Source organism: Niveispirillum sp. KHB5.9, from assembly GCF_048066115.1.
GTDB lineage: Bacteria > Pseudomonadota > Alphaproteobacteria > Azospirillales > Azospirillaceae > Niveispirillum.
In genome coordinates, this window is record NZ_JBLTYX010000003.1 from 133412 (window position 1) to 149072 (window position 15661).

Here is a 15661-nt window from a genome sequence, read left to right on the forward strand (position 1 = left end):
GCCGGCGGGGAGCGGCCTGCCTTGCGAAGGCCCAAGTGTCGGGTTATGGATAGCCCGCTCCGGCACCGGAGCCTTTGCGAAAATTACCCTGACCCTTGATGGAATGGCGTTATGGCGCGGCTTGTCCTGAAATTCGGCGGCACCTCGGTTGGCGATATCGAGCGGATCAAGAATGTCGCGAAAAAGGTGAAACAGGAGGTCGATGCCGGGCATGAGGTGGCCGTCGTCGTCTCCGCCATGTCGGGCGTGACCAACCAGCTGGTCGATTACTGCAAGCAGATCGCCAAGGTCCATGACCAGGCCGAATATGACGCCGTCGTCGCCTCGGGCGAGCAGGTGACGTCCGGCCTGCTGGCCATCGCGCTGCAGGAGATCGGCATTCCCGCCCGGTCCTGGCAGGGCTGGCAGATCCCGCTGATCGCCGACGAGACGCATGGCAAGTCGCGGATCGAGCGGATCGACACCACCAACCTGTCCGACAACATGTCCACGGGCGTGGTCGGCGTCGTCGCCGGCTTCCAGGGCGTGACCGAGGGTGGCCGCATCGCCACGCTGGGCCGTGGCGGTTCCGACACCTCGGCTGTGGCGCTGGCGGCGGCCTTGAAAGCCGACCGCTGCGACATCTATACCGATGTGGACGGCGTCTATACGACCGATCCCCGCATCGTGAAGTCGGCGCGCAAGCTGCACCGCATCACGTATGAGGAAATGCTGGAAATGGCGTCGCTGGGCGCCAAGGTCCTGCAGACGCGGTCGGTCGAGATGGCCATGAAGCACCATGTGCGGGTGCAGGTATTGTCAACTTTCGAACAGGCGGCGGGCTCGGATCTGCCCGGCACCCTGGTCGTGGACGAGGATGAGATCGTGGAACAGGAACTGGTCAGCGGCATCGCCTATAGCCGGGACGAGGCGAAGATCACCCTGGTGGGCGTGGAAGACCAGCCGGGCGTCGCCGCCCGCATCTTCGGGCCCCTGACGGATGCCGCCATCAATGTCGACATGATCGTGCAGAACGTGTCGGAAGATGGCCGCACCACCGACATGACCTTCACCGTGGGCAAGGCCGATATCGACCGCGCCGTGCAGGTGCTGGAAAAGTCCAAGGACGTGCTGAACTATCGCCGCCTCGTCTCCGACGCCAATGTCGTGAAGGTGTCGGTGATCGGCGTCGGCATGCGCAGCCATGCCGGCGTGGCCCAGCGCATGTTCAAGGCCCTGGCCGACCGCGGCATCAACATCCAGGTCATCACCACCAGCGAGATCAAGGTCTCGGTGCTGATCGCCGAGGAATATACCGAACTGGCCCTGCGGTCGCTGCATACGGCCTACGGTCTGGACAAGGCTTGATCTGTTCGCTTCTGAAAGGCCCGGCATCCAATGGGTGCCGGGCCTTTTTGCGTTCTTCTCACCCCGCCGGGAAGGCCACCCGGATGCGGGTGCCATGCGCACCTTCCGGCTGTTCGGCCGAGAGCTGCCCGCCATGGCGGGCCGTCAGCAGCATGGCCAGGTAAAGCCCCAGCCCCAGACCGCCCACACGGGCCGTCAGCGGATCGCCGCCGCGCAGGAAGGGACGGCCCATGCCCGCCATCACCTCGGCCGGCAGGCCCGGCCCGTCATCGGTGATGGTGATCACCACCTGACCATCGCCATCCAGGTCCCCGTCGATGCGGACATGGGAATGTTCGGGCGTGTGGGTGACGGCATTGTCCAGCAGCGCGAACAGGATCTGGCGCAGCGCCAGCGGATCGGCGCGCAGGATCAGCCCGTCGGGCACATTGTTTTCCACCGCCGTGCGGCGATGCTGGGCCCGTACGCGGGCCTGTCCGGCCACGCGCCCCACCTCTTCGCGCACATCCAAGGTCTCCGGGGCCAGGGGCTGGCCCGTCTCGGCCTCCGCGCAGGCGACGATGCTTTCCACCAGATCCAGCAGATGGTGGCCGGCCGTGGCGATCTCCCCGGCATAATCGCGCACCTTGTCGGGTGACAGCGGCAAGGACGGGTCGCCGATCATGTCGGCAAAGCCGATGACGGCGTTCAGGGGCGTGCGCAGCTCATGGCTGACCGAGGACAGGAACTGGCTTTTGGCGCGTTCCAGGGCCCGGCTTTCGATGCCGGCCTGGCGCATCGTCTCCGCCGCCGCTTCGCGTGCGCGCAGGGCCTCGGCCGTGCGGTCGGCAAGGCGGCCCACCAGCAGCCGGACCAACAGGAACAGGATCAGGCCGGTGACACCGACATAGAACAGGCCCTTGGCCGTCTGGAAGGCGGCCAGATCGGCCGCGTCGCCGAACATGGCGTTGGCGGCCCGGTCGGAGAAGATGATCCACAGGGCCGACACCGTGATGAACACGGACGCGACGCGCAGCGCCGCCCGGTTAGGGGCGGTTGCCAGCCAGCGTAACGTGTCCATGGCGCCTCCGCGTCCGGGCAACGAACAGGGTTAACAGCATAATCCACAATGGTGGGGCGAAGAAAGAGTCACGTCGGACACGTAACGCGCGATGGTATGGGTCTGGACCGGCGCCGTACGCCCCCTGTACTCTCCCGCCCCATGAGCGACATCCGCCCCACCGATCCCAATGTCCTGCAACGCCTGGCCTCCGATCCGGAAAGTTCGGTCTGGGTCGGTGCGTCGGCCGGCACCGGCAAGACCAAGGTTCTGACCGACCGCGTGCTGCGCCTGATGCTGGCCGGCACCGACCCGTCGCGCATCCTGTGCCTGACCTTCACCAAGGCGGCGGCGGCCGAAATGGCCAACCGCATCGCCGACCGGCTGTCGATCTGGGCCGTCGCGGAAGAGGACAGGCTGCGCGCCAACCTTCACGCGCTCACGGGCCGGGAACCGTCGCGCGGCGATGTGGTGGCGGCACGGCGCCTGTTCGCCCGGGTGCTGGACACCGCCGGCGGCATGAAGATCCAGACCATCCACGCCTTCTGCCAGTCGCTGCTGCGCCGCTTCCCGCTGGAAGCGGGGCTGGCCCCGAATTTCGAGGTCATGGACGATCGCACGGCTGAGGAATTGCTGGCCGAGGCCAAGCAGTCGGTGCTGCTGGCCGGGCGGTACGAGCCCGAGGGGGTACTGGCCGGTGCCGTGGATCTGCTGACCGGGTCGGTGTCGGAGGATGAATTCAACGACCTGCTGGCCAGCCTGACGGCGGAACGCGGGCGGCTGAAGCGCATTCTGGACGCCCAGGGCGGGCTGGAGCCGGCGGTGGCTGCGCTGAGGCACAGTCTGCGGGTGCCGGAGGGGGAGACCGACCTGATGGTCCTGACCCGCGCCTGTGCGGCCGGTGCGGTGGACGAGATGGGGCTGCGCCGGGCCTGCGCCGTGCTGGCCACCGGCACCAAGACCGATGTGGAACGCGGTATCGCCATCCAGGCCTGGTTGGATGGCGACCTGTCGCGGCGGGTGAAGGGCTGGGCGGACTATCCATCGCTCTACCTGACGACGGAGGGGGAGCCGCGCAAGGCGCTGATGACCAAGAAACCGTCGGAGGCTGATCCGATGGCGCTGGAGATCTTGCAGCGGGAGGCGGCGCGACTGGTCGCCGTGGGCCAGGAACGCCGCCGGGTGGCGGTGGCCGCGCATACGGCGGCGCTGCTGGCGCTGGGCGAAGCGCTGCTGGGGCGGTATCAGCGGCTGAAGGATGCGCGCGGCGTTCTGGATTTCGACGATCTGATCCTGGCCGCCTCTGCCCTGTTGTCGGGCGGGACGGCGGCCGATGCCTGTGCCTGGGTGCTGTTCAAGCTGGATGGCGGGTTGGACCATGTGCTGATCGATGAAGCGCAGGACACCAATCCCGAACAATGGGCCGTGGTCTCGGCCATCGCCGAGGAGTTCTTCGCCGGGCTGGGGGCGCGGGAGGATCGTATCCGCACCCTGTTCGTGGTGGGTGACGACAAGCAGTCGATCTTCAGCTTCCAGCGCGCCGATCCGGCCGAATTCGCCCGCATGCGCCGCCATTTCGACGCCAAGGTCAATGCGGCCCTGCGCAGCTGGCGCATCGTCGACCTGCAGACCAGCTTCCGGTCCGTCGGCGCCGTGTTGGCCGCCGTGGACAAGGTGTTCGCCGCCGGCATGGCCCGCGATGGCGTCGCCGGGCCGGATGTGGAGGTACGCCACATCCCCCACCGGCGCGGCATGGAAGGGCGGGTGGAGATCTGGCCCCTGGTCAGTCCGCAGGATGCGGTCGATCCCGATCCCTGGTCGCTGCCGCTGGCGCCCGAACAGGCCGACAAGCCGGTGGCGCGGCTGGCCCGCACCATGGCCGACCGCATCGCGCAATGGCTGGCCGACGGGGAGAGGCTGGTGTCGCGCAACCGGCCGCTGCGGCCCGGCGACATCATGGTGCTGGTGCGCAGCCGCGACCAGTTCGTGGGCCATCTGGTCCGCGCCCTGAAGGACCGCGACGTGCCGGTGGCCGGCGTGGACCGCATGGTGCTGACCGAACAGCTGGCGGTGATGGACCTGATGGCGCTCGCCCGATTCCTGGTGCTGCCGGAGGATGATCTGAACCTGGCCGTGCTGCTGAAATCGCCGCTGGTCGGGCTGTCGGAGGAACAGCTGTTCAATGTCGCCCATGATCGGCCCGGCCGGCTGTGGGCTGCCTTGAACGACCGGTCAAAGGCCCAGGTCGATCTGCTTCCGGCATTGGAGTATCTGCGCGACATCCTGAACGATACCGATTACCGCGCCCCGTACGAGCTGTTTGCCGGGGTGCTGTCGCGCCCCTGCCCGGCGGACACGGAAGGCTCCGGCCGGCGGGCCATCCTGGCGCGGCTGGGGGCGGAGGCCCAGGACCCGCTGGAGGAGTTCCTGAACGCCTGCCTGCTGTTCGAGCGCGAGCATGTCGCCTCCCTGCAAGGGTTCCTGCATTGGCTGGAGGCGTCGGAGGCGGAGATCAAGCGCGAGCTGGATACCGGCGGCGGTGACGGGCCGGGGCAGGTGCGGATCATGACGGTGCATGGGTCGAAGGGGCTGCAGGCGCCCATCGTCTTCCTGCCCGATACGATGCGCGAGCCGGATGTGAACCGGCTGAAGATCCTGTGGCCGGCCAGGATGTCAGCGGCGGAGGACATGGCCGATCCCGGCCCGCCTTTGCCGCTCTATGCCCCGCGCCGGCATATGGAGGATGCGACGGCCGATGCCCGCCGGGCGCTGGCCAAGCGCCGCCAGGACCAGGAATATCGCCGCCTGCTCTATGTGGCGCTGACCCGGGCGGAGGACCGGCTGATCGTCTGCGGCTGGGAACAGCTGCGCAAGGGCGGACCCGGTTCCTGGTACCGGCTGGTGGAGGAGGCGCTGGGCGGGCTGGCGCGGCCGGAGCCGTTCGATTTCACGCAAATGTCGCCGGCGGGCTGGGCCGGGGATGGGCTGGTGCTGCACGAACCGCAGACGGTGGCCCCGCCCGATGCACCTGCGGTGACGACGGAAGCCGCCGCCCAGATGGTGCTGCCGGCCTGGGCCACCGCACCCGCCCCGCGCGATCCCAGCCCGTCCAAGCCGCTGGCCCCATCGCAGCCCGACGCACCCGAACCCTCCCTGCGTTCCCCCTTGGGTCCCGACGATGGACTGCGGTTCAAGCGCGGGAACCTGATCCATACGCTGTTGCAGATGCTGCCGGAGACGGAGCCGGCGCGTTGGGCGGAGGTAGCGGCGGCCTGGCTGGCGCGGCCTGCCCATAATCTGACGCCGGTGCAGCAGCAGGAGATCGGCGGCGAAGCGCTGCGCGTGCTGACCGATCCGGGTTTCGCGCTCCTGTTCGCGCCCGGCAGCCGGGCGGAGGTGCCGCTGGTCGGGCTGGTCGGTGACCGCGCCCTGTCGGGGCGCATCGACCGGCTGTGCGTCACCGACGATGCGGTGTGGATCGTCGATTACAAGACCAACCGCCCCCCGCCCACCGATGTGGCCAGGGTGCCGGTGATCTACTTGCAGCAGATGTCAGCCTATCGTGCGGCCCTGGCGCGGATTTATCCGGGCAAGGCGGTGCGCTGCGTCCTGCTCTGGACCGACGGGCCCTTCACCATGGAACTGCCGGGCGATCTGCTGGACGCGCATGCGCCGTAATGCGTGAGACACTTTCTCTTTGTCATTCCGCCCTCACTACCGTCACCCCGGCGCAGGCCGGGGCCCAAGTGACAAGCACTTCGCTCTACGACCTGGGCCCCGGCCTGCGCCGGGGTGACGGTAGAAGGGGCTTCTACGGCAATGCAAACCCCCTAGTTAGCGTCCATGCGCTTGGCCGGAATGACGAAGGGGACCTAAACGCTGACATCCAGCCGGTCGCCGCGGCCACGGGGCGGGGCGTGGTTGGTGCGGGCCTCCACCACGGCGGCCTCGCTGTCGAAGGCGCGGCCGACGAAGGCACCGTCGGTGCCTTCCCGCGACGCTTCCCCCTGCGCCACGGCCGAGGCTGCGCGGCGGGTCTGGGTCTGGGTGGGACGGGCCAGCTTCTGTGCGGCAACCGCAGCCGTCGCCAGCGCCGCATTGTTCTGCGGCGTGGTCGATGCCGGCTGCGCGGTCGGCAGCGGCGGGGGCGGATGCGACGGAATGATCATAAGGATAGTTCGCCGCCGATCCGCCGCCGCTGTCAAGTCCGGATCGTTTTACGTTTCCTTGACGGCAACGATCAGCATCGTATCGATGGTGAAGCTGCCATCCGCCTCGATGGCGAAATGGCTTTTCACCTCCGCCGCGGCACCGGCCTGCAAGGACAGCAGGGCGGAGCGGTGGCTGGCGGGACTGTCGATCCTTTCCACCCAGGGCTGGAATTCCAGGTGCAGGCGGAAACATTGCGCTTCCCCCGGCACCAGCCCCGCCACCGCCAGCATGTCCCGCCATTCCACCAGGGAATAATCGCGGACATGGCTGGGATCGCGCACCATCTCCACGGTCTGGAGATAGGTGTCCAGCAGCGGGTCGGCCGGGGCGAACACATCCATCATCACCAACCGCCCGCCCGGCCGCAGCACACGCGCCGCCTCTGCCAGGGCTGGCGGGACATGGCGCCAGTGATGGGCGCTGTAACGGCTGGCCACCAGGTCGAAATGATTGTCGGGGAAGGGCAAGTGCTCCGCCCGTCCCTGCTGCGTGGTGATGTTGGACAGGCCGCGCGTTGCCGCGCCCGCCGCCACCGCCGACAGCATGGCGTCCGACAGGTCATAGGCCACCACGTCGCCCACCAGGGGGGCGGCGTGGAAACTGACATGCCCGCCGCCGCAGCCCAGGTCCAGCAGGCGGCCGATCGCGCCCGCATCGCGCAGGATGGATTGCAGTGCCGTCAGGTCCGGTCCGGCGGCATGGGTGGGGCTGCTGACATAGGCGGCGGCTCGGGGGCCGAACTGCTGGATGACGAGATCGTGCTGGCTGTCGGTCTGGTTGGACATGGGGGCTCTCCACGGGGGTCTTGCGTTCCGGCTTATCCCTCTGGTCAGACGGGTACAAGATAAGCAATTATCCTGGTATGAACACCACCATGCCGCCCACCACCGATGTCCAGCCAGACCAGCGCCATCTGCTGGGGGCGTTCCTGCGTGACCGTAGAGGGCGGCTGGACCCGGCGACGCTGGGCCTGTCGGCCACCGGCCGTCGCCGCACGGCGGGCCTCAGGCGGGAAGAGGTGGCGATGCTGGCGGGGATCAGCGCCACCTGGCTGACCTGGCTGGAACAGGGGCGCGATATCCAGGCCTCCCCCCAGGCGCTGGACCGGCTGGCCCGCACCTTGCGGCTGAGTGCGGCGGAACGCGCCTATCTGTTCCAGCTTTCCGGCCGCCGCGATCCGCGTCAGCCCGATCCCGCCGATGACCCCGCGGGCCAGCAGGAAAGGCTGCGCGCCACAGTGGCGGCCCTTGCCGTGCCAGCCTATGCGTTGGACCATCGCCAGGACCTGCTGGCCTGGAACCAGGCGGCGGAAGGGCTGTTCGCCGGCTGGCTGGAGGGGCCGGGGCCGCACAATCTGCTGCGCTACCTGTTCCTGGACGAGGGCGCCCGGCGCCTGCTGGTCGACTGGCCATCGCGGGCGGCGCGCGTACTGGCCGAATTCCGCGCCGACCATGGGCGGCATTTGCAGGACCCGGGCCTGGCCGCCCTGATCGCCGAGTTGCGTGCGGGCAGCCGCGATTTCGCTGCCCGCTGGACCGGGGCCGATATCAGGGGCCGGGAGGGCGGGGAACGACTGTTCCAGCATCCCGACCGGGGCCTGCTGCGCTTCCGGCAGATGACCTTGTCGGTGGAGACGCGGCCCGACCTGCGGCTGGTCGTGCTGCTGCCGGATGATGGTGGTTAACCCAAACCCGGCAATGGCAGCTCCGTCGTCTCCTTCACGGTGGAAACCGCGATCATGCTGTTGATTTCGCGCACGCCCGGCAGCTTCGACAGTTTCTCGAAGAACAAGGCCTCATAGGCCTCGATATCCTTGGTGACGATGCGCAGCATGAAATCCACCTGGCCCATCAGCACGAAACATTCCTGAACCTCGGCGATGCGGCGGATGGCCTCGCGGAAATCGGTCAGCAGGTCGCCGCTATGCGCCTCCAGCTTCACGTGGCTGAAGATCAGCACGTTCAGGCCGATGGCCTTGCGATCCAGCAGCGCCACGCGCCGCTTGATGACCCCATCCTCCTCCAGCCGCTGGATGCGGCGCCAGCACGGGCTCTGGCTCAGCCCCACATGCTCCGCCACCTGGGCCGCCGTTTCCGACCCGTCCTTTTGCAGCCGGTCCAGGATGCGCCAATCCAGGCTGTCCAGCGGCTTCTGCATGATCCATCCCCATGTTGACCATTTCACGCATTACATCTGCGCAAACTATGTCATCTGGACGAAACTTGCAAAGAAATGCCCCGGCGCTTGCCCTATGGTTACGGCACCGCACAAAAGCGGCCACCCCCGAGATTGGAGCCCCCGGCGATGAGCACCGCCCCCGAACATCCCGCCAGCCTGACCGTCTATCGCGATCCCGCCACCGGCGCGCAGATCGCGCTGGCCGTGCATCGCGCGGCGGGCGGGGTGATTACGCCCGTACCCTGGCAGCGGCTGCCGGGCGTCGGGCTGGACGAGGCGGTGGAGGCGGCGATGCGCGCCGCCCGCGCCAACCGGGCCTTCGCCATGCTGGTGCCGGCCGATGGTGGCGAGGGCATGAACGACCCCGTGGGCGTGCTGTCGCGCTGTTTCCAGCGCGCCGACCTGGACCGGCTGTCGGTGGGCCCGGAAATGCGCGGTGCCAGCAAGCAAGGCCATCCGGCCGTAGCGGCGGAGTGAAGGCCATGACCGTACCCGTTACCCTTATGCCCGTTCTGGCCCCGCCGCCGGCGGAGGCCCGCCCCACCGATCCCAGCCGCACCGCCTGTTTCGCGGTGCTGGCCGACCCCGATCCCGGCAGCCTGCCGCGCGTGCTGGAATTCTTCGCCAAGCGCGGGCTGGTGCCGGCCTCGGTGCAGGCCCGGCATTTCGAGGCCGAGGAATGCCTGCATGTCGATGTGCAGGTCCGCACCCTGACGCGCGATGAGAGTGATTACATCGCCCGCTGCCTGCGCGCCCAGCCGCTGGTGCGCCAGGTGCTGACCTCGGAGCGTCACCGGGTGATGGAAGCCGACGCGCTGTCGGCTTGATGTGCTGCAGGTCGGGGTTCGGCTATGCCTCACCCCGACCTACGGTTCCAACCTCAAAGTGCCAGGGCCGCTTCCTTGGCCGCGATCTGGGCGGCGTATTCGGCGGCCAGGATCTTGCTCTGTTCAAGCTGCGACGCCCGCTGGGCGGCGGTGGGGCGCTGGCTTTCGCTTTTCAGCTGGCCGCAGGCGGCCAGGATGTCGTCGCCACGCGGGCGGCGGATCGGGCTGGCATAGCCGGCCGCGTTCACATAATCGCTGAACTTCTCGATCTGGTCCCAGTCGCTGCGCTCGAACGGGGAGCCGGGCCAGGGATTGAACGGGATCAGGTTGATCTTGGACGGGATGCCCCGGATCAGACGCACCAGCTCGCGCGCGTCGGCCATGCTGTCATTGACGCCCTTCAGCATGACATATTCCCAGGTGCAGCGCCGGGCATTGTTCAGGCCCGGATAGTTGCGCACCGCGTCCATCAGCTCCTTGATCGGGTATTTGCGGTTGATGGGCACGATGCGGTCGCGCAGCTCATCATTCACCGCATGCAGCGACACGGCCAGGTTCACACCCAACTCTTCGCCCGCGCGCTTCATCATCGGCACCACGCCGCTGGTCGACAGGGTGATGCGCCGCTTGGAGATGGAGATACCCTCCCCATCCATGACGATCTTCAACGCCTTGGCGACATTGTCGTAATTATACAGCGGCTCGCCCATGCCCATCATGACGATGTTGGACAGCATGCGGCCATCGGGGGGGCTGGGCCATTCCTCCAGATGGTCGCGGGCCAGCATTACCTGTCCCACGATCTCGTCCGCCGTCAGGTTGCGCACCAGACGCTGGGTGCCGGTATGGCAGAAACGGCAGGTCAGGGTGCAGCCCACTTGGGAAGAGACGCAGAGCGTGCCGCGATCTTCTTCCGGGATGTGGACGGCCTCCACCTCCTGCCCGTCATGCATGCGGCACAGCCATTTGCGCGTGCCGTCGACGGATTTCAGATCCTTCACGGGCACGGGCCGGTCGACCACGAACCCCTCGGCCAGCTTCTCGCGCGCCGGCTTGGCCAGGGTCGACATCTGTGCGAAATCGGTGACGCCGCGATGATAGATCCAGTGCCAGACCTGACCGGCCCGGAACTTCTGGAATCCGGCATTGACCAGCGTGCTTTCCAGCTCCTCGCGGGAAAGGCCGACAAGATTGACCCGGCCGTCGGCGCGGGCCGCCGGCGCGAAATTGCTGCTGTGATTTTCGATGCCCATGATCGGGACTAGATGACGCATGCGGCGTCCCCTGGCAAGGGGGGCTTGCCGCCAGGGTGGCTTGCAGGGCGCGCGGGGGGCACCCCAGGGTGCAAAATCCCGGACATATGACCGAAAGGAATATTCCATCTGGTTGGGATTGGGGGATTGAATTTTAGTCATTAATAAATAAATTCCAAATAGAAGCATACGTGGGAATGGTGATGCCTATTCGACGGGTCATATGTGGCCGCAGGAAATTCATGCCTTTTTCAGGCATGCTTGTCGGAAGGTTTGGCCATTCAAACTAATGGTTTGGTTTCCATACGAATGTTTTCCCGCTCGACCTTCCTCATCACGCTGACCGCGATCCTGCTGCTGTTCGCACCGCTGCTGGTCGTAGGGTCGGCCGTGCCGGAAGCCGGGCGGACGCTGGCCGTGCTGCTGCCGCCCTGGATGGGGTACCAGGCACAGCTGTCGGTGCTGGCCGGGACGGGGGTGGCCCTTGTCGATGGCGGGCACCGGCTGGCCGGCCTCGGGCCGCATGTCTGGATGGTCCGGCCGGACGATGCGGAAAGTGCGCGCCGCCTGTCGCTTCTGCCGGGCCTGACCCTGTCCGGCGCCATCGCCGGCTGCGGCACCCAATCATCCTGACGACACCGGGAAGGTATCCCCATGACCCCTATCGATCGCATCCGTTCCGCCGCTCTGACGCTGTTCCTGGTCTTCCTGTGGGCCTGCGCACCGCTGACGCTGGTGTCGCTGATCCTGGGGCAGGTCGGATGGGGCATGCCGCTGCTGCTGGCCCTGCTGATCGCCGGTGCGGGCACGGCCGCTCATCTGCTGGGCATGGAGCGGGCGTCGCTGCATTACCTGATCGCCGTGCTGGCCGTGGCCCAGGTGTCGGTGGTGGTCGCCGCCTCGGCCGGGCCCTGGCAGATCGACGCGCATTTCCTCTATTTCGCCGTTCTGGCCATGCTGACGGCATTCTGCAACTGGCGCGTCATCCTGGTGGCGGCCGGGGTGACGGCCGTTCACCATCTGAGCCTGTCCTTCCTGCTGCCCTCGCTGGTTTTCCCCGACGGGCAGGGCAGCCTGCTGCGCGTCATCGTGCATGCCGTCGTGGTGATCGTGGAGACGGGGGTGTTGCTCTGGCTGTCCTGGAACCTGGAAAATTCCTTCCTCTATAGCGAGAAGGCCCGCGCCAAGGCCGAAGCCGCCGCCGTGGAGACCGAGCGCCTGCGCGAGGAGCAGCAGCGCACCGCCGCCGCCCAGCGGGAGGAACGCACCCTGCTGCGCAAGGCGCTGGCCGACCGGTTCGTCGTGGATGTGGAAAGCATGACCCGCCGCCTGGACGGTGCCGTGCGTGGCCTGCGGGAAGAGGCGGACCTGCTGGACCGCTCCGTGGCCAGCACCGGGGAGATGACGCATACCGCGCGGGCCGAAGCGGAGGAGGCGACCGGCCAGGCCGCCAGCGTGGCCGCCGCCGTGGAGGAGATGGCCGCCAGCATCGCCGAGGTGGCGCGCACGGCCAGCGCCGCCGCCGCCCAGGCGCGCAGCACGGCGGGCGAGGTGGTCCGCGTGCGCGAGCGGGTGGCCGAACTGTCGGAAACCGCCGCCCGCATCGGCAGCGTCGTGCAGCTGATCGCCGATATCGCCGGCCAGACCAACCTGCTGGCCCTGAACGCGACGATCGAGGCGGCGCGCGCTGGCGATGCCGGCAAGGGCTTCGCCGTGGTCGCGTCGGAAGTGAAGAGCCTGGCCACGCAGACGGGCAAGGCGACGGAGGATATCAGCCGTCAGGTCGCGGAAATCCAGGCCGCCACCCGCGCCGCCGTGGATGCCATCGCCGGCGTGGCCGACGCCGTGACCGCGCTGGACAGCGGTGCCGGCGAAATCTCCGACGCCGTGCAGCAGCAGGAGGCGACGGTGCTGGAGATCAGCCGTGCCATCCAGACCGTGTCCAGCCGCACCGCCTCGCTGGGCGGCACCGTGTCGCGCATGGCCGACATGGCCTATGGCATCGCCGACGCGGTCGGCAAGACCAACGCCACCGCCGAGGATGCGGAGAAACTGTCCACCGACATGAACCATCGGCTGGAAGGCTTCATCGGCGACCTGCGGCAGGCGGCGTGATACATGCGGCGGGAAATCTTGACCTACGGTCAATCTTTCCCGCCCCTCAATCGCCGGCGCCAGCATCCGCTGGCTTGGCTACGCCGCACGTGCGGCGCGGCGGCAGTCGCCGCCGATTTCGACCGTTGGTGTAAGACCGCTTATCGGCGGGTTTCCGCATACTTCCTGACGGCATCCCCGAACGCCGTCAGCAGGGCGGCATAGGGCGGGTTTTCCCAGAAGCGCCATTCGGGGTGCCATTGCACGCCCCAGGCGAAGCCGGGCCCGCCGGTATAGCGCACGCCCTCGATCTGGCCGTCGGGGGCCACCGCCTCCACCGCCAGACTGTCGGCGATGCGGTCGATGCCCTGCTGGTGCAGGGAATTCACCATCATCTCCGCCATACCGGTGACGCGGGCGAAATGGCCGTCCGGCGTCAGGGCCACGGGATGGACGGGGGCGTACTGCACCGCTACCGGCGCTTCCTTGGGCTCGCGATGGTCCATGCGGCCCGGCACCTCCTGGATGCGGGGGTACAGGGTGCCGCCCAGGGCGACATTCATCTCCTGGAACCCGCGGCAGACGGCGAAGACCGGGATGCCACGGGCCAGGGCCGCCTTCAGCAGCGGCAGGGTGGTGGCGTCGCGGGCGGGGTCCAGCGGCGGGGTGACCATGTCGTCGGGCAGGCCGTAATGACCCGGATGCAGATTGCTGGGGCTGCCGGTCATGAACAGCCCGTCCAGCCGGTCCAGCAACCCATCCACATCCCACCAGTCGCCCAAGGCCGGGATCAGCAGCGGCTGGCAGCCGGCCCCATGGCTGACGGCGCGGATATATTTGTCGCCCACGACATGGAACGGGTGCGGCCCCAGCTCGCGCGCGTCACAGGGCAGGCCGACCAGCGGTTTGCGGGCAGCGGGCGAAGGCTGGGTCATGTGGAAAACTCCGCATTTTCATGTTCTCTCACGCGCCGGGCGCCGCCATCCGGCGGCTTGGCTTGCGGCGCATGAGCGCCGGGCCGGCAGTCGCCGGCCTCCAGCGGTCATTGGAAATGACCGCTGGATCAATCCCGCTCGCGGCGGCGGCCGGCTTCGCGGAAATAGAAGATGTCCTTGTCCAGGCTGACGCCGAATTGCGGGTTCTGCAAGGCCACTTCGATGGTCCGGCCCTGCGCATCCAGCACCCGCCATTTGCGCAAGGCGAAGGGCCGTTCCTCGAACACCAGGGTCAGGCTGCCCTGGCCGGGTTCCTTGGTCTGGACCAGGGTCACCTCCAGCAGGCCGCCATCATTGGCCATGCGGGTGACGGTGACGTCACCCTTCAGCGCGATCTTCTCCCGCAGCAGGAAGTCGGCCAGCGTGCTGCCGATGGGGGCGTTCTGCTGCTCCTTGACCTCCGCGTCCCAGAAATAGACGAAGCGGCCATCGGCGACGATGTAATTGCCGTTGCCTTCATAATCGATGCGCATGCGGCCGGGGCGCAGCAGCTGGAACGTACCGGTGGCCAGGGGCGCACCATCATCGCTGGACTGGATGAACTGCGATTTCAGGCTGCGGATCTCGTTCAGATAGGCCTCGATCGCCGGCAGGCGCGCCTGTTCCTCCGCCGTCAACGGCGGCGGCGGTGGGGCCTTGCCCTTGGTCGGGGCGGCGGCAGCGGGGAGGGTCAGAGCGGCGGCGGCCAGAAGGGCCAGGAGGATCTTGCGCATGAAGCTCTTCTAACCGCCGATCATGGCCGGATTATGAGTGGACGGTTCCATCTTCGTGGCGGCCATCCACGGCAGCGGCGGTCGTGGCCGTCAGGGCGGCGTGGAAGCGCGGGCGCGGCGGGGACACGGGCTGGAACTGCCCCGTGGCATTGTCCAGCACGTGCAGTTCCGCATCGGCCACGTCGAACAGCATGCCGCACAGCGACAGCTTGCCTTCCTTTTCGGCTTCCGCGATCCAGGGGAAGGAGCGCAGATTGTCCAGCGACAGGCGGACGACAGCGCGTTCCAGCTCCGGCAGGTCGGTTTCCGCCCCTTCCGGCATGCCGGCGCGCAGCTTGGTCAGGGCCGGTTCGGCGATCGACATCCAGTGATCAACGAAGTCCGACTTCTGGTCGCTGCGATCCTTGGGCAATGCCGCGACACCGCCGCACTGGCTGTGGCCCATGACCACCAGCAGCTGCACGCCCAGTTCGCGCACCGCGAATTCAAGGGCGGCCGAGGTGCCGTGGTAATCCTGGTTCGGCTTGTAGGGCGGAACCAGGTTGGCCACGTTGCGGATGACGAACAGATCGCCCGGCTGGGCGGCGAAGATCAGGGTGGGATCGACGCGGCTGTCACAGCAGGTGATCAGCGCCGCCTTGGGCTTCTGCCCGGCCCAGGCCAGCGTGCGGAACAGGCCGCGCTGCTGCTTGAAATTCGTGCGCCGGAATTCCCGGAACCCTTCGATCAGGTCCTTCAGCATGATGCGCCCCGCATGAAACAGAAGGTCGGAAGACTGGTATTTTGCGCCCGCAACATGACGGTACGGAAGGCCCCTGTCCAGCATGTGGATGACAGTTCGATGTCATGGGGGGGCTGCGATGGTGCCGGTACCATTTCTTGTTGTTCCCTCAGGCGCCGGGCGCCGCCATCCGGCGGCTTGGCGCACGGCGCCTGAGCGCCGGGCCGGCGGTCGCCGGCCTGCAACGGCGATGCCGCTGCTGCTCCCTCAGGCGCTGGGCCA

General features: G+C 67.7%; 15 protein-coding genes. 7 read left to right on the plus strand and 8 right to left on the minus strand.

What is annotated here, in order from left to right; translation table 11 throughout:
* The first annotated feature begins 111 nt into the window (after window positions 1-111).
* A complete protein-coding gene (locus ACM9HJ_RS07220; RefSeq protein ID WP_416571035.1) occupies window positions 112-1347 on the plus strand; it encodes an aspartate kinase in 1236 nt (411 codons plus the stop codon).
* A 58-nt stretch (window positions 1348-1405) separates the two neighbouring features.
* Here the strand turns inward: ACM9HJ_RS07220 and ACM9HJ_RS07225 are convergent, their stop codons facing one another.
* A complete protein-coding gene (locus ACM9HJ_RS07225; protein WP_416571036.1) occupies window positions 1406-2407 on the minus strand; it encodes a sensor histidine kinase in 1002 nt (333 codons plus the stop codon).
* Window positions 2408-2548: 141 nt separating this feature from the next.
* On the opposite strand from ACM9HJ_RS07225, the gene addA reads away from it, so the two are divergent.
* The gene (gene addA / locus ACM9HJ_RS07230; protein ID WP_416571037.1) at window positions 2549-6064 is read left to right on the plus strand and encodes a double-strand break repair helicase AddA; all 3516 of its coding nucleotides are present in this window, start codon (window positions 2549-2551) and stop codon (window positions 6062-6064) included.
* A gap of 194 nt (window positions 6065-6258) precedes the next feature.
* Here the strand turns inward: addA and ACM9HJ_RS07235 are convergent, their stop codons facing one another.
* Window positions 6259-6555, minus strand: coding sequence for a hypothetical protein (locus ACM9HJ_RS07235; protein ID WP_416571038.1), 297 nt, complete (start codon window positions 6553-6555; stop codon window positions 6259-6261).
* A gap of 48 nt (window positions 6556-6603) precedes the next feature.
* Window positions 6604-7383, minus strand: coding sequence for a class I SAM-dependent methyltransferase (locus ACM9HJ_RS07240; protein ID WP_416571039.1), 780 nt, complete (start codon window positions 7381-7383; stop codon window positions 6604-6606).
* 89 nt (window positions 7384-7472) lie between these two features.
* Between ACM9HJ_RS07240 and ACM9HJ_RS07245 the strand changes: the two genes are divergently transcribed.
* Window positions 7473-8282, plus strand: a complete 810-nt coding sequence (locus ACM9HJ_RS07245; RefSeq protein WP_416571040.1) for a helix-turn-helix transcriptional regulator — start codon at window positions 7473-7475, stop codon at window positions 8280-8282.
* Here the strand turns inward: ACM9HJ_RS07245 and ACM9HJ_RS07250 are convergent.
* Window positions 8279-8755, minus strand: a complete 477-nt coding sequence (locus ACM9HJ_RS07250; protein ID WP_416571041.1) for an Lrp/AsnC family transcriptional regulator — start codon at window positions 8753-8755, stop codon at window positions 8279-8281. The two genes, ACM9HJ_RS07245 and ACM9HJ_RS07250, sit on opposite strands and share 4 nt — an antisense overlap.
* 147 nt (window positions 8756-8902) lie before the next feature.
* Here ACM9HJ_RS07250 and ACM9HJ_RS07255 point away from each other — a divergent pair, with 147 nt between their 5' ends.
* Both ACM9HJ_RS07255 and ACM9HJ_RS07260 read left to right on the plus strand, forming a co-directional pair.
* Entirely contained in the window at window positions 8903-9253 is a 351-nt protein-coding gene (locus ACM9HJ_RS07255; protein ID WP_416571042.1) for a hypothetical protein, read from the plus strand.
* 5 nt (window positions 9254-9258) lie between these two features.
* Window positions 9259-9603 carry a hypothetical protein gene (locus ACM9HJ_RS07260; RefSeq protein ID WP_416571043.1) on the plus strand — a complete coding sequence of 115 codons (345 nt, stop codon included), beginning with the start codon at window positions 9259-9261 and terminating at the stop codon, window positions 9601-9603.
* Window positions 9604-9656: 53 nt separating this feature from the next.
* On the opposite strand, the gene rlmN is transcribed toward ACM9HJ_RS07260, so the two are convergent.
* A complete protein-coding gene (gene rlmN / locus ACM9HJ_RS07265; RefSeq protein ID WP_416571338.1) occupies window positions 9657-10856 on the minus strand; it encodes a 23S rRNA (adenine(2503)-C(2))-methyltransferase RlmN in 1200 nt (399 codons plus the stop codon).
* Between the two features lie 309 nt (window positions 10857-11165).
* Between rlmN and ACM9HJ_RS07270 the strand changes: the two genes are divergently transcribed.
* Together ACM9HJ_RS07270 and ACM9HJ_RS07275 are read left to right on the plus strand one after the other, a co-directional pair.
* Window positions 11166-11489, plus strand: a complete 324-nt coding sequence (locus ACM9HJ_RS07270; RefSeq protein WP_416571044.1) for a hypothetical protein — start codon at window positions 11166-11168, stop codon at window positions 11487-11489.
* 21 nt (window positions 11490-11510) lie between these two features.
* Window positions 11511-12971 carry a methyl-accepting chemotaxis protein gene (locus ACM9HJ_RS07275; protein ID WP_416571045.1) on the plus strand — a complete coding sequence of 487 codons (1461 nt, stop codon included), beginning with the start codon at window positions 11511-11513 and terminating at the stop codon, window positions 12969-12971.
* 140 nt (window positions 12972-13111) lie between these two features.
* Here ACM9HJ_RS07275 and ACM9HJ_RS07280 read toward each other — a convergent pair whose 3' ends face one another.
* The 3 genes from ACM9HJ_RS07280 to ACM9HJ_RS07290 form a co-directional block, all read right to left on the minus strand.
* On the minus strand, window positions 13112-13885 hold the full coding sequence (locus tag ACM9HJ_RS07280; protein ID WP_416571046.1) for a gamma-glutamyl-gamma-aminobutyrate hydrolase family protein: 774 nt from the start codon (window positions 13883-13885) through the stop codon (window positions 13112-13114).
* A gap of 128 nt (window positions 13886-14013) precedes the next feature.
* Entirely contained in the window at window positions 14014-14658 is a 645-nt protein-coding gene (locus ACM9HJ_RS07285; protein ID WP_416571047.1) for a LolA family protein, read from the minus strand.
* Window positions 14659-14689: 31 nt separating this feature from the next.
* Window positions 14690-15400: a carbonic anhydrase gene (locus ACM9HJ_RS07290; protein ID WP_416571048.1), complete on the minus strand. Its 711-nt coding sequence runs from the start codon at window positions 15398-15400 to the stop codon at window positions 14690-14692.
* Between the last annotated feature and the right edge of the window lie 261 nt (window positions 15401-15661).